The following is a 19364-nucleotide window of genomic DNA, read 5'->3' on the forward strand; positions in this document are numbered from 1 at the left end:
CGCATCACACCAGCGACTCGCGCCATGCCGCGTGCAGACCGGCGAAGCGCCCGTTACCCGCGATCAGTGCCCGCGGCGCGCCGTCCTCAACGATGCGGCCCGCCTCGAGCACCAGCACCCGGTCCGCGATGGACACCGTGGACAGCCGATGCGCGATGATCACCGCGGTGCGATCGCGCAGCACCGTCTCGAGGGCATCCTGCACCAGGCGTTCGCTGGGAATGTCGAGGCTGGAGGTGGCCTCGTCCAGCACGATCACCGCCGGGTCGGCCAGGAACACCCGCGCGAACGCAACCAGCTGCCGCTGCCCGGCCGAGAGCCTGCCGCCGCGTCTGCGCACATCGGTGTCGAAACCCTCCGGCAGGGCCATGACGAACTCGTACAGGCCGACAGCACGGGCCGCGTCGTGCACCTCGGCGTCGGTGGCCTCTGGCCTGCCCAACCGGATGTTGTCGGCGACCGATCCGGAGAACAGATACGCCTCCTGAGTCACCATGACGACGTGGCGGCGCAAATCGGCGTCGGAGATCCGGCGCAGGTCGATGCCGTCGAGCGTCACGACGCCGCCGGACGGGTCGTAGAACCGGGTCAGCAGCTTGGCCAGCGTGGATTTGCCCGCGCCTGTGGGGCCGACCAGAGCCACGACCTGGCCTGCGGGGATATCCAGGGTCAACTCGGGCAACACCGGACCGCGCGGCGAACCGGCGAACGTGGCGCTTTCGGCATCGCCACCCACCCGATCGGTGGCACCCGTACTGTCGTCGAACGCGACCGTCTCCAGGCCGGCAACGTGCTTCCGCCGGTCGGCAACATCCGTGCCCTGTTCGGCGGCTCCTCCTGAGTCCGTTCCACCCGGACGTGCCGAATAGTCGAACCAGACGCGGTCCAACCGCATCCCACCGGCGACCTTGCCGAGCGGAACCGAATCGCTCGGCTCGACCACCGCGGGCCGCTCTTCCAGCACACCCGAGATCTTCTCCAGCGCGGCAGCCGCGGACTGGTAGGAGTTGAAGACCTGGGCGAGCTCGTCGAGGGGGCCGTAGAAGTTCTTCAGATACAGCAGGTAGGCGGCAAGTACGCCGACGGCGAGGTTGCCCTCGATGACCTGCCAGGCGCCGACGATGATCACCACGACGGTGGTGAGGTTGCCGAGCAGACGGGTGAGTCCGGCGTATTCGCCCATACCTCGCACCGCGGTGACATTGGCCTCGCGGTAGGCGGCGTCCTCCATGGCGAGCACCGATTCGTTGCGTTCCTCGCGGCGGAAGGCCTGCACCGCACGCATCCCGCCCATCGACTCGACGAACTGCACCACCACTGCGGCGATCGCGCCGCGGGTGCGACGGTAACCGGCACGCTGCCTGCGCTGGGCCCACCGGGTGACCAGGAACAGCGGGACGAAACCCGCGAACACGACCGCGGCAAGGGTCAGATCCAGGTAGACAAGCAGCACCGCGATGGTGAGCACCGACAGGATCGCGCTCAATGCCTCGTTGAGGGCGCCTTCCAACAGCTCCTGCAGCGTTTCGATATCGCCGGTGAGCCGGGCGACGACCTTTCCGGAGGTGTACTTCTCGTGAAATCCGACATCGAGGCTCTGGACGTGAGCGAACGCCCGGACCCGCAGATCGAACAGCACGTTCTGACTCAGCCTGCCCGCGACGCGAACGAAGCAGAAAGTGGTGAGCCCGCCGAGCAGCGCGGCGCCGAAGTACCCGCCGACAGCCCACATCAGCGGAGCCCAGTTGCCCACGCGTCCTTCTGAGATGCCACGGTCGAGTCCGTAAGCGACGAATAACGGCCCCGCCACCGTTGCCGCGTTGTCGACGATGATGATGGCGAGGGCGAGCGCCGCGAGCCTGCGATACGGACGAACCAATTCGGCCAGCAGCCGCCGCGACCGGGCCGCGAGCACCAGGTTTCCGGTCTCGGTGACCTCCTTGTCCTCGCTGGCGATACCGCGCCAATCAGCGGCCTCGTCGGCACGCTCGGCGACGGCCACACTCGTGCGAGCATCCTGTCCGACACCCGCATCGGCGCCATCGGAACTCGACGAGATCCGTAAGTCGGCGTCGGTCGGATCCCGCTCAGCGTCGACGCTCATGATTCACCTCCCATCAGTTCGCGGTAGCGGCTGCTGGTGCGCAGCAATTGGTCGTGGGTGCCCTCGGCGACGATTCGGCCGTCGGCCAGTAGCGCGACGCGATCGGCGAGGGCTGCGGTCGAGGGACGGTGCGCGACCAGCAGTGTGGTGGCTCCGGCGAGTGCGGTGCGCAGTCGTTCCTGCACCTTCTCCTCGGTCTGCACATCGAGCGCCGACAGCGGATCGTCCAGCACGACGATGCGGGCGCGGCCTTCCCGACCGGCCCGGGTGAGCACCGCACGGGCCAATGCCAGCCGCTGCCGCTGCCCACCGGACAGGCTCAGCCCCTGCTCACCGATCCTGGTGTCCAGTCCCCAGGGCAGGTTTTCCACGAAATCCATGGCCTGCGCGATCTCCAGCGCCCGCCGCACATCGGCGTCGGAGGCGTCGGGATCGCCGAGCGCGACGTTCTCGCGCACGCTCGCCGAGAACAGCACCGGATCCTCGAACGCCACCGACACCAGCGACCGCAGATCGCGCACTCGCAGTGCGGCGATATCGATACCGTCGATGGTGACGGCACCGCCGGTGACGTCGTAGAGGCGGGGAATCAGGTTGAGCAGGGCGGTCTTACCGCTGCCCGTGGCGCCGACCAACGCGACTGTCTCCCCAGGGCGAACCGTCAGTGAAATATCGCGCAGCACATCGTCTTCGGCCTCGGGGAAGGCGAAACGTACCCCGTCGAGACGTAGTTCACCGATGACCCGCTCCGGCAGCGACACCGGATCGGCCGGATCGGTGATGTCGGTGGGAGTGTCGATGATCTCCCAGTACCGGTCGGCGGCGGTGCCGGCGTCGTTCAGTTCGGCCAGCAGGAAGCCGGTCCAGATGATGGGCCATTGCAGGAAGGTCGCCAGGGTGATCGCACCGACAACGGCGCCGAGCGTCATCGTTCCGCTGACCACCGCGTACGCGCCGAATCCGAGCGCGAACACCAGGATCGACTCCGACAGCACCACCATCGCCGACCACAGCGTGGCGTCGAGGCGCACCTTGTACATCTCGGTGCGCTGGAGTTCGCGGGCCTGCGCGGTGAAATGGCCACCGAAATAGCTGCCGCGGCCGAAGGCCTTGAGCACCCGGATACCCTGCGCGGACTCCTCTGCGGTGGTGGCCAGATCGCCCGACTGGTCCTGCGAGCGCCGTGAGGCCACACCGTAGCGCCGGACGAAGCGGGTGCAGATGATCGTCAACGGCAGTGCGGCGGCGGCGAAGATCAGTCCGATCTGCCAGCTCATCGCGACCAGCACGGCCAATCCGACAGGGATCACCACGGCGTGGATCACCAGCACCGGACCGGCGAACCCGATGAATCTGCGCACCGTGGCCAGGTCGTCGACGGCGCGCGACAGCAGCTGGCCCGATTCCCAGGAATCATGGCGCCCGATCGCCAACGCCTGGAGTTCACGAAAGATCTTGGCCCGCATGGTGATCTCGAATTGAGTGGCGGGCTTGGCCAGCAGCCAGCGCCTGCCCCACACCCCGACCGCCTCGATCACACCTAGGGCGAGCACCGCGAGCACCGGGGCGACGATGCCGCTGAGATCACCGCGCGCGATCGGTCCGTCGACGATCCGCGCGATCACCAGCGGGGTGAAGACGGCGGTGAGCATTGCCGCGACCGATAGCGCTGTGGCCGCGGTCAATTCGAATCGGTACGGCCGCAGGTACGGCCAGAACCGGCGCAGCGATGTCAACCGCCCGGGCGTAGGCGCCGACGGCTGTGGTCTGTCGGCCTCCGCTTCAGCGGAAGGCACGTCCAATATGACGGACAAATCTCCCCCTTCGGTTCAGCGACGTCTCCGGTGATCCGCACCCCGATTCCGGCGACGCCTTCGATGATCGCAGCGGGGTATGACAACAAACGGGTCCATCTAGCCTGGCATCGCGACAACGAACAGCCAACCGATTTTCTTCCCGCCCGCACCGCCGCGACCGGTCATAGACTCCGAGTGTGCTGATCGTCGCCGGATATCTCCGAGTCACCGAACGCGACCGCTATCTCGAGGCGTGCCGCGAGGTCGTCGAGCAGGCGCGGGAAGCGCCCGGCTGTCTGGATTTCACTCTCGGCGCGGATCTGGTGGAACCGGACCGCGTCAATGTCTACGAACGCTGGACCAGCCGAGCCGCGGTCGAGGTGTTCCGCGGTGAGGGCACCTCGGGCGAACTCGACGTCCAGATCACCGCCGCCGACGTGCGCGAATTCGACTGCACCGGCGAAGTACGGCTCTGAGCCCTTCGCCCCCGATACTGCGGCGCACCCCGGGCGGCCTCAACCGTCCAGATCACCGCAGCCGACATGCGCGACTGCGGCGAAGCGCCGCTCCAAGTCTTTTCGCACCCGGAATACAATGACCGGTCCAACCTCAATTTTCGAGCGAAGCGAGACCGAGCATCCGAGTTCGCGGCCCGTCTCGCGTCTCCGCTGCCGCTGCGCAAGCCGAAGGCAAGCAGTGGTAGCGGAGACGCGAGACACCAAGGGGCCGCGAACACGCGGCGCCGCAGGCGACGCAAAACCAACACCGAGAGGACGTTCGTTGACGGGCGCGCGGATGGTCGGGCTGTTCGCCGGGATCGGCGGGCTCGAACTCGGCCTGGCCGAACACGGCTGGCAGACCGAGCTGCTGTGCGAGATCGACCCGGGCGCGCAGGGAGTGCTTGCGGCCCGGTTCCCGGATATCCCACTACAGGCCGACATCACCCGGCTGCGCGCGATTCCCGCCGGAACAGAATTGGTCGCTGCCGGATTTCCCTGCCAGGACCTCTCGCAGGCGGGACGAACCGCAGGCATCACCGGAGACAGGTCCGGCCTGGTGGACGAAGTTTTCCGGCTGGTGCGACGCAAACGCGGGCCGCGTTGGCTGTTGATCGAAAACGTCCCGTTCATGCTGCAACTCGGGCGTGGTGCGGCCATGCGGCATATCACCGCTGCGCTCGAGGAACTCGGCTACACCTGGGCCTACCGGGTGGTCGACGCGCGCGCGTTCGGGCTGCCGCAGCGCCGGAACCGGGTGCTCATGCTCGCCTCCCGCACCGAGGACCCGCGCGGGGTGCTGTTCGGTGAGGACGCGGGCGCACGCGCCGTCGGCGACGCGGCCAGCGATCCGTGCGGCTTCTACTGGACCGAGGGTGTGCGTGGACTCGGCTGGGCGGTGAACGCGGTGCCGACGCTCAAAGGCGGTTCCGGTCTCGGTATCGCCAGCCCGCCCGCCGTCCGGTTGCCGTCCGGGGAGATCGTCACGCCGGGCATCGTCGACGGGGAAATGTTGCAGGGCTTCGATCCCGACTGGACCGCGCCCGCCACCGAGGTGCCCGGTATCCGGCAGGGCCACCGCTGGAAACTGGTCGGCAATGCGGTCAGTGTCCGGATGGCGTCATGGGTGGGCGCACGGCTCGCCACGCCGCTCGAGCCGCTGCCCGGTGATCGCCCGCTGCCACCTGGCAAGCCGTGGCCGGTGGCGGCGTGGGGCCGGAACGGCGCCGCCTTCGAGGTCCCCGTCTCGACATGGCCCGTGCACGAGCCGTACGAAGACCTGAAGAACTTCCTCACCGACTCCCGCCTGCTCTCGGCCCGCGCCACCGCCGGTTTCCTGCGCCGCACCGCGATGGGCAGCCTGCGGTTCCCGCCGGGCTTTCTCGACGATATGGAATCGCATCTCGACCGCATGGGTGGCTGGGCGGCGTGATCGCCCGGCCGCGCGTTGGCACATCGTGACCAGCCGACGTCCACCCACAGATCCCGCGACGAGTTCCCGCATGTCCCGGCAGCGGCGCGCGGGCACCAAGCCCGAACTCGCGCTGCGTCAGGAACTGCACCGCCGCGGGCTGCGCTACTTCGTCGATCGCGCGCCCATCCGCGGTCAACGCCGCCGCGCCGACGTGGTCTTCCCGCGCCTGCGCGTCGCCATCTATGTGGACGGATGCTTCTGGCACAGCTGCCCGCAACACGCCACCTACCCGAAGAACAATGCCGAATGGTGGGCCGAGAAGCTGGCGGGAAATGTCGCCCGCGATCGCGCCACCGACGCGGCGCTCACCGCGGCAGGCTGGCAGGTCATCCGGGTTTGGGAACACGAAGATCCCATTGCGGCGGCCGACCGGATTTCCGAATCGCTGCATCACGATTGAACGAAGATCGGCCGGCAACGACATCGAACCTGTCATTGACACCGGGGCGGCCGGCGAGCTCATCGGCCTCACTGTGCCGCCACCAGGTCGCACCACGGCTACGCATTCCGGCAGCTCGGTGATCAGGCGCGGAGCCGCGGTACTACGGGTGCCCGAACCCACGGACGAGATCGCCCGGCGCGACTCAGCTTTGCCCGCTCCCGAAACTGCCTTCCAACCGGCTCCGTGACCCCGGATGTATCAACCGCGCCGCACTGACCAATCCGCTGTGCGACCACGTGCGACGGCGGATCAGCAAGCAAGGCTCGGACCGCGCGACACCCAGCAGACGACATTCCTCCGCACTGGCCAGCACCGCCTCGACGACGTGTTCGCCGCGTTCGAGCGGTGCCACCTCGCTGAGATAGGTATTGGGGGTCATGGCGGTGAAGTCCTGGTCGAGGTACTGCGGCGCCTCGGCCGGGTTGACGTAGCGGTCCTCCACCTGGATCGGGACATCGTCCTCGAAGTGCACGATCAGCGAATGAAAGACCTTCCCGCCCAGGTCGTTACCGAGCACGGGATGTCCGGCCTCGGCCTCCTCCGCGCGGACGAACACGACCTCGGTGCGGTGGCGGTGACCGCGCTGGGAGATCTCGTCGGCGATGTTCTTGACCTCGAACAGCGGTGACGCCGCCTTGGTCGGGGCGACGAAGGTACCAACGCCCATCACCCGGTTCAGCACGCCTTCGGCCGTGAGGTCGCGCAGTGCGCGGTTGATCGTCATCCGGGACAGGCCCAACGCGTTCACCAGCTGGTTCTCCGAGGGGATCTGATCGCCCTCCTGCCACCGGCCGACCTTGATCTGCGACACGATCAGCTGCTTGACGCGCTCATATGCGGCGAACTCGGTGCCGAGTCCGCCGTAGAGCGCGGCCAGCTCCGTGTCGACTACTTCGATCGCCACCACCGACATCCGTTCCCTTGCTTCATGGGGCTTCGCACCGGCCGTTGTCATCGCGCCAGCGCCCGTAGCTGCCTGGTCGCGACCGACAGGGCCGCAAGATCCCGGTCGCCCGATTCCGAGATTGCCCCGAGGATACGTTGCGTGCGGTCGAGCCGGGCCGCGCTGCGGTGCTCCCAGCCGCCGATGACGTCCTCGGCGCGCTCGCCGGGCTCGCCGTCGACCAGCACGTCCTGGCACAGCGCCCTGATCGTGGCGTACAGCTCGTCCCGCAGCGCGACCCTCGCCAGGGCATTCCATTTGGTGCCGCGTTCGAGCCGCGATACCGCAACCAGCTGCGGCACCACCCCGAGCCGTTGTCCGAGCAGGTAGTACACCTCGGCCACCGATGCGGGTTGGCGGCCGGAGATCTCGGCGACCTCGACGATGTCGAGCAGCGCGAACTGGTCCAGCAGCAACGACACTCGTGCGGCGAGTTCCTCGGGTACCCCGCGGTCGGTCAACGCCGTGGTGCGAGCGTGCAGATCGGCTGCGTCGCTACCGGACAACCAGCCCGCGACGTGCGGGGTCAGTTCCGCGATCTGGCTACGGAAGCGCCGGATTTCGGCGCCGACTGCCAGCGGTTGCGGACGCTGGGTGAGCATCCACCGCGACGCACGGTCGAGCAGCCTGCGGCTGAGCACGATCAGTTCGTCGGCGAGTTCGGCACTCAGCCCACTGCCACGAATATCGCGCCACAACGTCGGCAGGTCGAACACCGCAGCGACCACCGCGAAGGCGCGCACGGCGTCGGCGTTGCTCGCGCCGGATTCCTCGGAGAGCCGGTAGGCGTATGTGATGCCGCCGTTGTCGACGACGTTGTTGGTCAGGACGGTTGCCACGATCTCGCGGCGCAGCGGGTGATCGGCGATCGCGTCGCCGTACTCCTCGCGCAGCTGCCGCGGGAAGTAGTGGGCGAGGTCGTCGGCGAAAGCGGGGCTGTCGGGCAGGTCGCCTGCGAGCAGATCGGCCTGAATTCCCAGTTTCACGTGCGCGAGCAGCGTGGCGAGCTCGGGTGAGGTGAGCGCCTGGCCGCCGCGTTGCCTGGCACCGATCTCCTTCTTGCTCGGCAGCACTTCCAGTTCGCGGTCCAGTCCGGTAGTCGCCTCTAGATGCTGGATGAGCCTGCCGTGCACGGCGATCGACGCCGCTGCCCTCGCTCGGCTCGTGCCCATGAGCTGGTTCTGGGATGTGTTGTCGGCCAGGACGAGCCGGGACACCTCCGTTGCCATCGCAGCCAGCAGATCATTGCGTTCGGCGGTGGCGAGCCTGCCAGAACCGACAAGGGCGTCGAGCAGGATCTTGATATTGACTTCGTGGTCGGAGCAGTCGACGCCTGCCGAATTGTCCAGTGCGTCGGTGTTGATCCGGCCGCCTGCCTGGGCGTATTCGATCCGGCCACGCTGGGTGAAGCCGAGATTGCCACCCTCACCGACGATCCGGGCACGGACCTCGGCGCCATCGACTCGGACGGCGTCGTTGTTCTTGTCGCCGACATCCAGATGGGTTTCGGTGCTCGCCTTGACGTAGGTGCCGATGCCGCCGTTCCAGAGCAGGTCGACCGGTGCCCGCAGGATCGCGCGCACGAGCTCGGGCGGAGTCATCCGGGTGATGTCATCGGGTAACCCGAGCGCGGCTCGGACCTCGTCGCTGATCGGCACGGCCTTGCTGGTGCGTTCCCAGACTCCGCCGCCCTTGCTGATCAGCTCGGGTGCGTAATCCGCCCACGACGATCGCGGCTTCTCGAACAGGCGCGATCGTTCGGTGAAGGAGAGCGCCGGGTCGGGGTTCGGATCGAGGAAAATGTGGCGGTGGTCGAATGCCGCGACCAGCCGGATATGCCTGGATGCGAGCATGCCGTTGCCGAAGACATCACCGCTCATATCGCCGACACCGGCCACGGTGAAATCCTCGGAGCGGGTGTCGACGCCGAGTTCCCGGAAATGCCGTTTCACGCTCTCCCACGCGCCACGTGCGGTGATACCGAGGGCCTTGTGGTCGTAGCCGACCGAACCGCCGGAGGCGAAGGCGTCGCCGAGCCAGAACCCGTACCGTGCCGCGACATCGTTGGCGATATCGGAGAAGGTCGCTGTGCCCTTGTCGGCGGCGACCACCAGGTAGGTGTCGTCGCCGTCATGGCGGCGGACGTTCGGGGGCACGATCACCGCGCCGGTGGTCAGGTCCAGGTTGTCGGTGAGGTCGAGCAGCCCGGCGATGAACGAGCGATAGCACCGAACCCCTTCGGCCCGTACTTCTTCCCGATCGGCCGCCGGGTCACCGGTGGGGGCCGGCGGGCGTTTCACCACGAAACCACCCTTGGCGCCCGCGGGAACGATGACGGCGTTCTTCACCGCCTGCGCCTTCGCCAAGCCGAGCACCTCGGTGCGGAAGTCCTCCTTGCGATCCGACCAGCGCAGCCCGCCGCGGGCGACGGTGCCGAACCGCATGTGGACTCCCTCGACACGCGGCGAATAGGCGTAGATCTCGAAACGCGGTCGCGGCGCCGGCAGTTCCGGAATCCGCTGCGGATCGAACTTGAAGGACAGGCAGGTCCAGGCATCGGGTTCCGCGTGGACGTAGTGGTTGGTGCGCAATGTCGCCCGGATGACGCTGAGGTATCCCCGCAGAATGCGGTCGGCGTCCAGGCCAGGAACCGCGGCAATACCGTCCTCCAGCAGTTCGAGCAGCGGATCGGCGGCGGACGCGCGTGCGTAAGGATCGAATCGGGCCTCGAACAACTCGAGCAAACCGCCGGTGAGCCCGGGGTGTTCACCGAGAACGCTCGCGATATGGGCTCTGCTGTACGGGAATTCACCCTGCCGGAGGTAGTTCGCGTAGGCGCGCAGCACGGTGACCTGTCGATGATCCAGTCCTGCGCGGGGTACCAACTCGTTGAACCGGTCCGCCTCCGCCCGGCCATGCCAGATGGCGGCGCAGGTATCGGTGAAGCGGCGGGCGAATGCGGCGTCGTCGAGTTGCGGCGGCAGCATCTGCTCGGGGTAGCGCAGCGAGAACCGATAGATCCTGCCATCGATGCCGCCGGTATTGGCAATGACGTACGGACGCTCGTCGAGCACCTCGACACCGAGGCTCTGCAGAATCGGCAACACCTCGCTCAGCGAGGCCGAACGGCCGCCGAGGTAGAGCGTCAGCCGCCATTCCGCGGACGATCCGGGGCTGCGTTCCAGCGCCAGATCGATGACGTCGCGGCCGAGACGTTCCAGGCGGGCGATGTCGTTCGGGGCGCTACCCGGATCGACGTCCTGCTTATAGCCTTCTGGTATGGCCGATATGTAGTGGCAGGCCAGGTCGCGCGCGATCGGGGTGGCGAGGAAGCGGTCGTCCCAGTCGCTACCGGGTCGCTCGTGCCGCACCCCCGCATTCGAATCTCGCTCCGGAGCCATCGACGTTGCCTTCATGTCACTACCTTCCGAACGGAAAGCCACCGCTTCCGCTGAGGACGCTTGACAGGTGGTTGTATATACAGGACTATACACCTAAATCCTGATTTTCAGTGACCCGGCACACATTCGTCATTTCGAGGAGAAAAACCCATGACCGACGCTTCCACTCCGCCAGGATCCGGCCCGCGTCCCGTCTCCGCCGCACACGGCAGCGAGCTGAGCGCTCTGGGCTGGCAACAAGAGGGCGCGTTGCGGATGCTGATGAACAACCTCGACCCCGAGGTCGCCGAACGCCCCGACGACCTCGTCGTCTACGGCGGTACCGGCCGGGCCGTGCGCAGCTGGGAGGCGTTCGACGCGATCGTGCGCACTCTGAAGACGCTGAAGTCCGACGAAACCCTGCTCGTCCAGTCCGGTAAGCCGGTCGGCGTGTTCCGCACCAACGAGTGGGCGCCCCGAGTGCTGCTCGCGAACTCCAACCTGGTCGGCGACTGGGCCAACTGGGAAGAATTCCGCAAGCTCGAACAGCTCGGCCTGATCATGTACGGCCAGATGACGGCCGGCTCGTGGATCTACATCGGCAGCCAGGGCATTCTGCAGGGCACCTACGAAACCTTCGGCGCCGTCGCCCGCAAGCGGTTCGGCGGCACCCTGGCAGGCACCATCACCCTCACCGCCGGTATGGGCGGTATGGGCGGCGCGCAGCCGCTGGCCGTCACCATGAACGACGGCGTCGCGATCTGCGTGGACTGCGATCCGGCCCGCATCGACCGCCGCATCGACCACGGCTACCTCGACACCAAGGTCGACTCCGTACAGGATGCGCTCGACCTCGCCATCAAGATGCGCGACGAGCGCAAGCCGCTGTCGATCGGCCTGGTCGGCAATGCCGCCGAGATCTTCCCGCAGTTGCTGGAGATGGACGCGCCCATCGACATCGTCACCGACCAGACCTCGGCTCACGATCCGCTGTCGTATCTGCCCATCGGCGTCGCGCTCGAGGATTGGCACAAGCTCGCCGACAAGGACCCCGGCTGGTTCACCACCGAGGCCCAGGCTTCGATGGCCAAGCACGTCGAAGCCATGGTCGGCTTCATGGACAAGGGTGCCGAGGTCTTCGACTACGGCAACTCCATCCGCGACGAAGCCCGCAAGGGTGGGTACGGGCGTGCTTTCGAGTTCCCCGGATTCGTCCCCGCCTACATCCGCCCGCTGTTCGAGGAGGGGCTGGGGCCGTTCCGCTGGGCGGCACTGTCGGGTGATCCGAAGGACATCGCCGCCACCGACAAGGCGATCCTCGAGCTCTTCCCGGAGAACGAGCACCTGAAGCGGTGGATCACCATGGCCGGCGAGAAGGTGAAGTTCGAAGGCCTGCCCGCCCGCATCTGCTGGCTGGGCTACGGCGAACGTCATCGCGCGGGCCTGAAGTTCAACGAAATGGTGGCGTCCGGGGAGCTCTCCGCCCCCGTCGCCATCGGCCGCGACCACCTGGATTCCGGTTCGGTGGCCTCCCCCTACCGCGAAACCGAAGCCATGGCAGACGGTTCCGACGCAATCGCCGACTGGCCGTTGCTGAACGCCCTGCTCAACACCGCCTCGGGCGCTTCCTGGGTGTCTATCCACCACGGCGGCGGCGTCGGCATGGGCCGCTCCATCCACGCCGGTCAGGTGTGCATCGCCGATGGCACCGAGCTTGCCGCACAGAAGTTGGAGCGGGTGCTGACGAACGATCCCGGTATGGGTGTGATCCGGCACGTGGATGCCGGGTACGAGCACGCGGCCGACGTCGCGCGAGAGCGCGGGGTTCGGATTCCTATGCAGGAGAGCTGATCTGAACGGTGCGCTCGGGGCTCCGGGCGCACCGGTGATAGCGATGACCCTCGGAGCCGCGTGAGGGGCGGCTCCGAGGTCATCGCGCTGTCAGGCAGCACCGCCGGGCCTGTTCGGGGCGGCCCGGTGATCCTGGTCAGGGCGGAGGACCTTCTCGAAGTTCGGGGCCGGCGACCAGACGTAACTCCGTCCGGCTTTCGCTCGAATCAGCAGGCCACGGTTCTCCAGGTCGACTAGATCGTTTCTCGCGGTCTGATCGGATATCTTATGACTTACCATGTCGAGCGTCCAGGCTGGGGATCGCCAAAGTTTGGTCAACTTTGGCTGTCGCTTGGGTCGCAGGGCTTCCGGCGCCCTCGTCGACGCGAACTCGCCAGTCGTGGGACCGCGGTCACAGGACTTGTAACATCGGCACATGAAGCTTGGAACACTCACTTGCGCAGGCATTCTCGCCACTTCTGCGCTGATCGTCGTGACACCTCTCGCATCGGCTTCCCCAACCGGATCGTCCGGCTACGGGGGCGTCCGGGAAGTCGTGGTCATCGACGGCATACAGGAGGTAGGCGATCTGTATACCTGCTGGGCGAGTGTGTATGAGCGTGACATCGAGTTCGATAATCAGAGCTCACGCGACTACATGGTGTACGCATCGCACGACTGCCTTGGTGACCCCATCGCGACAGTCGCCCCGGGGACGACTGCGACCCACTACGGTTGGTCGGCTCGAGCCACCCTCTACTAAGACCTATTGATCAACTGTTTCAAGCCCGCGGTGTCGCGTCCGCGGTGAGCGCTGGGCTGGAGACGACCTGTTGGGGGTGCGCGAGCGAGTCGTGCGCGCAACGCGTCGGCGTCTGCGAGTATGGGCCCGATCCCTGAAACGAGAAGGAGTCGAGCCGATGACGAAGTACCTGATCTCGTTCCCGAGCGGCGCCATAGCCGACGAGGATCTACAGGCGGCTTCGGATGCGTCGCGCGCAGTGGTCGAAGAGGCGAAGGCCGCCGGCGTCTGGGTGTTCGGCGGTGCCATCGACGAGAGCCTTCCGCCGGTCCTGGTCGACGGGGACGGCACGGTAACCGAGGGCACGTACCCGCAGACGAAGCAGCTCGAAGGCGGCTACGCGCTCCTCGAGTTGCCCTCACGCGAGGCGGCGCTGGAATGGGCCGGGAAGCTCGCAGCTGCCTGCCGGTGCGCGCAGGAGGTGCGCGCGTTCCACTTCGATCCCGCCAGTTGACGGGTTCGACCGTTCGCGTCGAAGGCGCTACTTCACGACTGATCGGTCTCGTCGGCGTAGACGCGGACTGCGAACTGCACCGGCTCGATGGAGATCTCGGCGAAATCCGCCGCTGACGCGAACGTCGCCTGAGGCGTACTTGCGTAGTCGACAGCGTGACCACCGGATTCGTCGACGATCCCGCCGATCGACTGTTCGTAGGCGGCCAGAGCGGATGTGATGACCGAATCGTCCCGGAAGTCGCTCTTGGCTCGAGCGAGGTACTTCCGGACCTCGTCATCGCTGTGCTGACAGCCGTAATCGGTCGGGTAACGCTGCGCGGGTTCCGGCGCCGGAGCCCATCGCAGGTCGTTGCTTTCAACGAAGTCGACGACCGCAGCGAGTTGCCCAACCGCCGTCACCAATTCCGGGAGCCGGCCCGCGCAGATTTCCGCGGCTGCCGATGCCGAGCCGAACACCCGCTCGAAACCTCGATCCAGCGGTCCCTGCGGTGCTGGGGCCGCGGCCACAATGGCATCCCAGACCGGCTGCGCGATGAGCGCGAACACGACCGCGTCGCCATCCAGCACGGTCGATGGGGAATAGCCGCCGTCCTCGATCGCGACATGCGTGCGCTCGATAAGGCGGATCAGATCCTCGATGTCACTGTCGGCGGTGAGTGCGTCACCCTCGAAGGTGCTGGTCTGATCGTCGGCGAATAACCGCCCCTCGCGATACCGGTCGACGAAATAGCGCAGAACCAGCTCGGTGTTGAGATCTACATGAATACCGTCGATGCCGCCGATTCGGTCGTAAGTGCCCTTGATACCCAGTGTGATCGGCAGGTAGTCACCGCCCACACGCCGCAGGACGACGAGAGTGGCGTCAACAGGCATCAGGCTTACGCCGGTGAGCATGCATCGGCAGTCGTAGAAACCCATATGTCAGAACCTATTCCTATGAAAATTGACATCCCGGTCGGCCCAGCAGACCCGATCGGGATCGACCACCGCCTAACGCGAACACTTCCCATCCGCGGCAATGGCTGACCACCACCCCGCCCGAACGTCCCTGCCGCACACCCACCGACTACCGTTCCGTCCTACTTACCCCGGCGATCAACGCGCGAGCTTGCGCACCGTATACGGCGTGCTTGGCCAGTAGATCGAATGTGCGTCCGTACACAGCGATCTCGCCTGGCTGGGTAATCGTCAACTCGGCAGTGATCGCCTCAACCTGCACCATCCGATCGTCGAACATGACAAAGTTCGTCACCTGCATCGGCAACTCGGCGGTCGACGGCACGATGCCAACAGTTGTTCGCGGGAGCCCGATAACTGCCAGTAGCCGATCCAATTGACCGGCCATCACAGCAGCTCCACCCACTGTGGTGCGGAGTACCTGTTCAGCGATGAGGATGTGGAATTTTCGGTTGCCGCGGTACAAGAGTTGCTGACGTTCGATCCGCTTGGCAACCGCTTCGTCTACGTCATCAGGTAGCCGATGGAACGCAACCGAATGGCGCAGGACGGCCTCAGCGTATTCGGCGGTCTGGAGAATTCCCGGGACGATATTCGGCTGGAAGATCCGCACGATCTGCGCCTGTTCAGCCAGCTTGATCGACCGGCGCTGCCCTTGCCGAAGTCCGGCGGCATGCTGGCGGCGATACTCTATGTACGCCGCATCCAGGTTGTGCACGCTGGCGAGCAAGTCATCGAGTTGATCGGATGCGTCGGCATGTCGGCAGTAGGCCCGCACGTCCGCGTCAGAAGGTTTGACCCTGCCGTACTCGATCTTCGAGACCTTGGACTCATGCCAGCCCTCACGGTTGGCGAGGTCACGACCGGTGATACCTGCGCGGCGTCGAAGCTCCCGAAGCCGTGCCCCGAGAGCTTCGCGCGCCTGTTGTATCGAGCCGGTCACCGTCCGGGGCTGACCGCAGAGATATAGTCGGCATACGGCGTGGCGAGCGGCCAGAGCCGTTCCCTCACTTCTCGACAGTGCCCGACGACAGCCGGATCAACTGTCATTGCGGCGGCGCCAGCCGCGCTTCCCCGCTCGTTCACCAAGTTGTACACAACACGGTCGTCATCGAGCAGCCAGAAGTCATCGAGCGGGACCTCACCTGCGTCCACCATATGGCGAGGCAAGTACCGGATATCTTCGCCGGCTTCAACGTTCAGCTCGGTCAACGCCAGCAACCACTTTTGGTAATCGGCGTGCGGAACGGTGACAACTCGGACCCTTGTCACCTTCACTCCACGTGCTGTCGTCCCCCGCACCAGGCGCGCCCACGGCTCGAACCACTCGTGGTCGTCCGGTTCTCCGTCGAGAAACCGGCGTAACGGCTCGGACTCGTTCGCAACCGCGTACGAGTCACGCACCTCCAGATGGAACGCCTCACGCCTGCACTGCCCGAACAGTTCAGGCCATGGGTTGCCGTTCAGCAGTCGCACCGTAGAACGTCCTCTCCCGTCGTGGTACTTCTATCGCCGTTTCATCCTCAGCCAACGTGAGTTGATCGAGCACATCGGGCTCTTTCACCAAGCGGCCCGACAGTGTGAACGTTCCGCGGCCAGTGTCGGCAAGCGTCGCACCGATGTAGTCGCGTGGTTCCGCGAACCCAATCAGGAGGTGCGGAATCTCGACCGTCCCCTCCCGATCAGTCGTCCAACCCTGCACGATGTAGCTGTCCTGGTCGGTCGCGTACAACGTCGGGCAGTCGTTGGTTCCGGAGCCGCCCCGTCCGAGAAACCGTATGCGCATTGCCTCATCCCCTGTCGAGCAGTGTGCACGGACTTTCCGTGTCGAGAATCATCGTCCTCGTCTACGGGCCGAAATTCGCCTAAATGCTCTAACTCGGCAAGTTTTATCAAACTTCTGGCCCTGGGTCACGCGTGGGCATAGCGTCCTGGACAGCCCTCGGCGCCGAGTGTCGACCCCTCCCCGGCACCGGGTGGTACCCAAACCAACGACCGCAGGGGGTTTCATGTCGGACTACATCGCCGTGTTCGCCGTGGCCGGTTCGATCGCTGTGTTGCTGCTCGGCCTGATTTACGTACTGCCCTACACCTTCGAAGACCCTGAACCGCCGATCACCGAGACGGCCCCTCGGATGTCGGTGCGGATGGCGCATGGGGTGATGCAGGCGCATCGCAGGTGCAGTATCGAGAGTTGCCCGCATAAGCGGGATGCGTATCGGACTCTGGTCGCGGTTGGAGCGATCACGCCGGATCAGCGTGCCGAACGGTATGTGCGGTGATCGATTCCGAGGATGAGCCGCGTGGGTGGGTCCACTGGGATGACGGGACCTGGTCGACGCTGGATGCGTATGGGACGCCGAGTGAACGGCGCACCCTCGAGGAGATGCTACGGGACCTACACCAAGGTGGAGAAGCCTGCTGACTTGTCCGATGTACGCGACTTCGCGCCGAGGAATGCTGCCGTACATGAGCACTGCGGTGTCGTTCGGCGAGCCGGATACGGTTCGCTCGCCGGCCTATCGGGTGGCGGTAGATAGCCGGACCAGGTGATTATGAATGCGTCCGGTACTGGAGAGGGCGGCGGTCGTGGTAGCAGGCACCATCTGGCGGTGGAAGCCGCGCAACGGCACGGGCGTCATCATGACCGACGATGAGACGCTCGTCTGGTTCCACCTGTCCGCTGTCCACGGCGAGAGCATCAGCACCATTACACAGGGGATGCCGGTCGACGTCGATATCGATGACATTCCGCAGGAGGGATACGAATACCGAGCGAAGTCCGTCCGGAGACGATTCCGGACAGCGCGGAAGTTCGTTCCTGTGGTCGAACTCGCACGCACCAGCGCTCTCGTTCCCCGTGTCGACTATGCCGAATGGCGCGCCGATATGGACGCGATGGTTGACCAAGAGTTTCCCGACCGTGAGTAAGTCCGCCGAGAGCATCTTCATCTGATTTCATCAGAAGTACAGGGCGATCTGCCCGAGGTCGTTCGCAGGATTTGCCGCGATGCCCCTGCCGCTCGTGAACGGCAGGGGCATCGAATCCACCCAGCGAGCGGGTCCGTAGTTCAGTCCAGCGTGCCGATCACCGATTCCGCGCCGGCGAGCAGCGCGCCGGAAGCGGCCAGCTCCACGGCCTTGTCGATCTCCGGCGCCAGATGCCGGTCGGTGCCGGGGCCGTCGACGTGCTCACGCAGCACCGCGCGAACGGCACCGGTGGCCGGGGACGGCTCCAGCGGAGCACGCAGGTCGAGCGCGCGGGCGGCGGTGAGTGCCTCGATGGCGAGCACGCGGGTCAGGCCGTCGAGCGCGCGGCGCAGCTTGCGCGCGGCGGACCAGCCCATGGACACGTGGTCTTCCTGCATTGCCGACGACGGGATCGAATCGACGCTGGCGGGAGCAGCCAAACGCTTCAATTCCGACACGATGGCCGCCTGGGTGTACTGGGCGATCATGTGCCCGCTGTCCACACCCGGATCATCGGCCAGGAACGGCGGGAGCCCGTGGTTGCGGGCCTTGTCGAGGAAGCGGTCGGTGCGGCGTTCGCTGATGCTTGCTACGTCGGCGACGACGATGGCGAGGAAGTCGAGGACGTAGGCGACGGGGGCGCCGTGGAAGTTGCCGTTGGATTCGACGCGGCCGTCGAGGGTGACTACGGGGTTATCGACGGCGCTGGCGAGCTCGCAGGCAGCTACGCGTTCGGCGTGGGCGACGGTGTCGCGGGCGCCGCCGGCGACCTGGGGAGCGCAGCGCAGGGAGTAGGCGTCCTGGACGACGGTGCAGTCGGGAGTGGCGTGGCTGGCGACGATGGCCGAATCCTTCAGCAGCCGAGTCATATTCGCGGCCGCGACCGCCTGGCCGGGCTGCGGGCGCAGGGCTTGGAGGTCGGCGGCGAAGACCTTGTCGGTACCGAGCAGACCCTCCACACTCATCGACGCCGTCACGTCCGCGAGCTGGAGCAGCTTGCGCAGGTCGTGGCAGGCCAGCACCAGCATGCCGAGCATGCCGTCGGTGCCGTTGATCAGCGCGAGGCCCTCTTTTTCTTCGAGCTCGACCGGCTCGATGCCTGCCGCCGACAGAGCCTGTGCGGCCGGCATGAGCTCACCGTCGGCATCGCGCACGGTGCCCTCGCCGATCACAGCCAGCGCGACATGCGACAGCGGCGCAAGATCACCGGAGCAGCCGAGGCTGCCGTACTCGTGCACCACCGGTGTGATCCCCGCCGACAACAGGTCGGCGTACACCTGCGCCACCTGCGGACGCACCCCGGTGCGACCGGTGGCCAGCGTGGACAGCCGCAGCAGCATCAGCGCGCGCACCACCTCACGCTCCACCTCGGGACCGGAACCGGCGGCATGTGAGCGGACCAGGCTGCGCTGTAACTGCTTACGCAGCTCCAGCGGGATATGCCGGACCGCGAGCGCGCCGAACCCGGTCGACACGCCGTAGACGGGCTTCGGGTCCGCGGCCAGCGCCTCGATCCGCTTGCGGCTCTCGGCGAGCGCGGCGATCGCGTCGTCCGACAGCCGCACCGGGGCGCCGTCCCTGGCGACCCGCACCACGTCCTCGGGCGCCACGGGACCGGTCCCGACGACCACGGCATCGGCGCTGTCCGCCGCTGCTCGCCCGGCGCGTCGCAAGGTCTCCATACTCACAATTGTTCTCCGTTCCGAAATAGGT

17 protein-coding genes and 1 pseudogene are annotated in these 19364 nt (G+C 66.3%); 8 read left to right on the forward strand and 10 right to left on the reverse strand.

Annotated features, from left to right (window positions below):
- Positions 1-4 precede the first annotated feature (4 nt).
- Positions 5-2104, reverse strand: coding sequence for an ABC transporter ATP-binding protein (locus tag GV792_RS29790; protein ID WP_256673866.1), 2100 nt, complete (start codon positions 2102-2104; stop codon positions 5-7).
- Complete coding sequence (locus GV792_RS21590) at positions 2101-3840, reverse strand: ABC transporter ATP-binding protein (protein WP_375154347.1); 1740 nt, start codon at positions 3838-3840, stop codon at positions 2101-2103. Before GV792_RS21590 ends, GV792_RS29790 begins: the two co-directional genes overlap by 4 nt.
- A gap of 257 nt (positions 3841-4097) precedes the next feature.
- On the opposite strand from GV792_RS21590, the gene GV792_RS21595 reads away from it, so the two are divergent.
- The 3 genes from GV792_RS21595 to GV792_RS21605 all read left to right on the forward strand — a co-directional run bounded on the left by GV792_RS21595 (position 4098) and on the right by GV792_RS21605 (position 6271).
- Positions 4098-4376, forward strand: a complete 279-nt coding sequence (locus GV792_RS21595) for a putative quinol monooxygenase (protein WP_163826110.1) — start codon at positions 4098-4100, stop codon at positions 4374-4376.
- 319 nt (positions 4377-4695) lie between these two features.
- Complete coding sequence (locus GV792_RS21600) at positions 4696-5829, forward strand: DNA cytosine methyltransferase (RefSeq protein ID WP_175583137.1); 1134 nt, start codon at positions 4696-4698, stop codon at positions 5827-5829.
- A 70-nt stretch (positions 5830-5899) separates the two neighbouring features.
- Positions 5900-6271 (forward strand): very short patch repair endonuclease, encoded by a 372-nt coding sequence (locus GV792_RS21605; protein ID WP_163826112.1) that lies wholly within the window; start codon positions 5900-5902, stop codon positions 6269-6271.
- Between the two features lie 184 nt (positions 6272-6455).
- On the opposite strand, the gene hutC is transcribed toward GV792_RS21605, so the two are convergent.
- Both hutC and GV792_RS21615 read right to left on the reverse strand, forming a co-directional pair.
- Entirely contained in the window at positions 6456-7226 is a 771-nt protein-coding gene (gene hutC, locus GV792_RS21610; RefSeq protein WP_163826151.1) for a histidine utilization repressor, read from the reverse strand.
- Positions 7227-7264: 38 nt separating this feature from the next.
- Positions 7265-10624, reverse strand: a pseudogene (locus GV792_RS21615) (NAD-glutamate dehydrogenase domain-containing protein); the annotation flags it as partial.
- 183 nt (positions 10625-10807) lie between these two features.
- On the opposite strand from GV792_RS21615, the gene hutU reads away from it, so the two are divergent.
- Positions 10808-12487, forward strand: coding sequence for a urocanate hydratase (gene hutU, locus GV792_RS21620; protein ID WP_163826113.1), 1680 nt, complete (start codon positions 10808-10810; stop codon positions 12485-12487).
- 90 nt (positions 12488-12577) lie between these two features.
- Here the strand turns inward: hutU and GV792_RS30395 are convergent, their stop codons facing one another.
- Positions 12578-12934: a DeoR family transcriptional regulator gene (locus GV792_RS30395; protein ID WP_369008996.1), complete on the reverse strand. Its 357-nt coding sequence runs from the start codon at positions 12932-12934 to the stop codon at positions 12578-12580.
- Between GV792_RS30395 and GV792_RS21630 the strand changes: the two genes are divergently transcribed.
- Both GV792_RS21630 and GV792_RS21635 read left to right on the forward strand, forming a co-directional pair.
- Complete coding sequence (locus GV792_RS21630) at positions 12903-13229, forward strand: hypothetical protein (RefSeq protein WP_163826115.1); 327 nt, start codon at positions 12903-12905, stop codon at positions 13227-13229. The two genes, GV792_RS30395 and GV792_RS21630, sit on opposite strands and share 32 nt — an antisense overlap.
- A 157-nt stretch (positions 13230-13386) precedes the next feature.
- The gene (locus GV792_RS21635) at positions 13387-13722 is read left to right on the forward strand and encodes a YciI family protein (protein ID WP_163826116.1); all 336 of its coding nucleotides are present in this window, start codon (positions 13387-13389) and stop codon (positions 13720-13722) included.
- A 32-nt stretch (positions 13723-13754) separates the two neighbouring features.
- Here GV792_RS21635 and GV792_RS21640 read toward each other — a convergent pair whose 3' ends face one another.
- From GV792_RS21640 to GV792_RS21655, 4 genes are all read right to left on the reverse strand, one after another.
- Positions 13755-14642, reverse strand: coding sequence for a hypothetical protein (locus tag GV792_RS21640; protein ID WP_163826117.1), 888 nt, complete (start codon positions 14640-14642; stop codon positions 13755-13757).
- A 148-nt stretch (positions 14643-14790) separates the two neighbouring features.
- Positions 14791-15624, reverse strand: a complete 834-nt coding sequence (locus GV792_RS21645; RefSeq protein WP_163826118.1) for a DUF5753 domain-containing protein — start codon at positions 15622-15624, stop codon at positions 14791-14793.
- Positions 15621-16157, reverse strand: coding sequence for a DUF6879 family protein (locus GV792_RS21650; RefSeq protein WP_163826119.1), 537 nt, complete (start codon positions 16155-16157; stop codon positions 15621-15623). The genes GV792_RS21645 and GV792_RS21650 overlap by 4 nt, the downstream gene beginning before the upstream one ends.
- Positions 16126-16467, reverse strand: a complete 342-nt coding sequence (locus GV792_RS21655) for a hypothetical protein (RefSeq protein WP_163826120.1) — start codon at positions 16465-16467, stop codon at positions 16126-16128. Before GV792_RS21655 ends, GV792_RS21650 begins: the two co-directional genes overlap by 32 nt.
- 223 nt (positions 16468-16690) lie before the next feature.
- On the opposite strand from GV792_RS21655, the gene GV792_RS21660 reads away from it, so the two are divergent.
- Positions 16691-16963, forward strand: a complete 273-nt coding sequence (locus tag GV792_RS21660; RefSeq protein ID WP_163826062.1) for a hypothetical protein — start codon at positions 16691-16693, stop codon at positions 16961-16963.
- A gap of 277 nt (positions 16964-17240) precedes the next feature.
- Entirely contained in the window at positions 17241-17612 is a 372-nt protein-coding gene (locus GV792_RS21665; RefSeq protein ID WP_163826121.1) for a hypothetical protein, read from the forward strand.
- Positions 17613-17752: 140 nt separating this feature from the next.
- Here GV792_RS21665 and hutH read toward each other — a convergent pair whose 3' ends face one another.
- The gene (gene hutH / locus GV792_RS21670) at positions 17753-19333 is read right to left on the reverse strand and encodes a histidine ammonia-lyase (RefSeq protein ID WP_163826122.1); all 1581 of its coding nucleotides are present in this window, start codon (positions 19331-19333) and stop codon (positions 17753-17755) included.
- Positions 19334-19364: the final 31 nt, after the last annotated feature.

This window comes from Nocardia cyriacigeorgica (assembly GCF_010868145.1).
In the GTDB taxonomy this organism is placed as follows: domain Bacteria; phylum Actinomycetota; class Actinomycetes; order Mycobacteriales; family Mycobacteriaceae; genus Nocardia; species Nocardia cyriacigeorgica_D.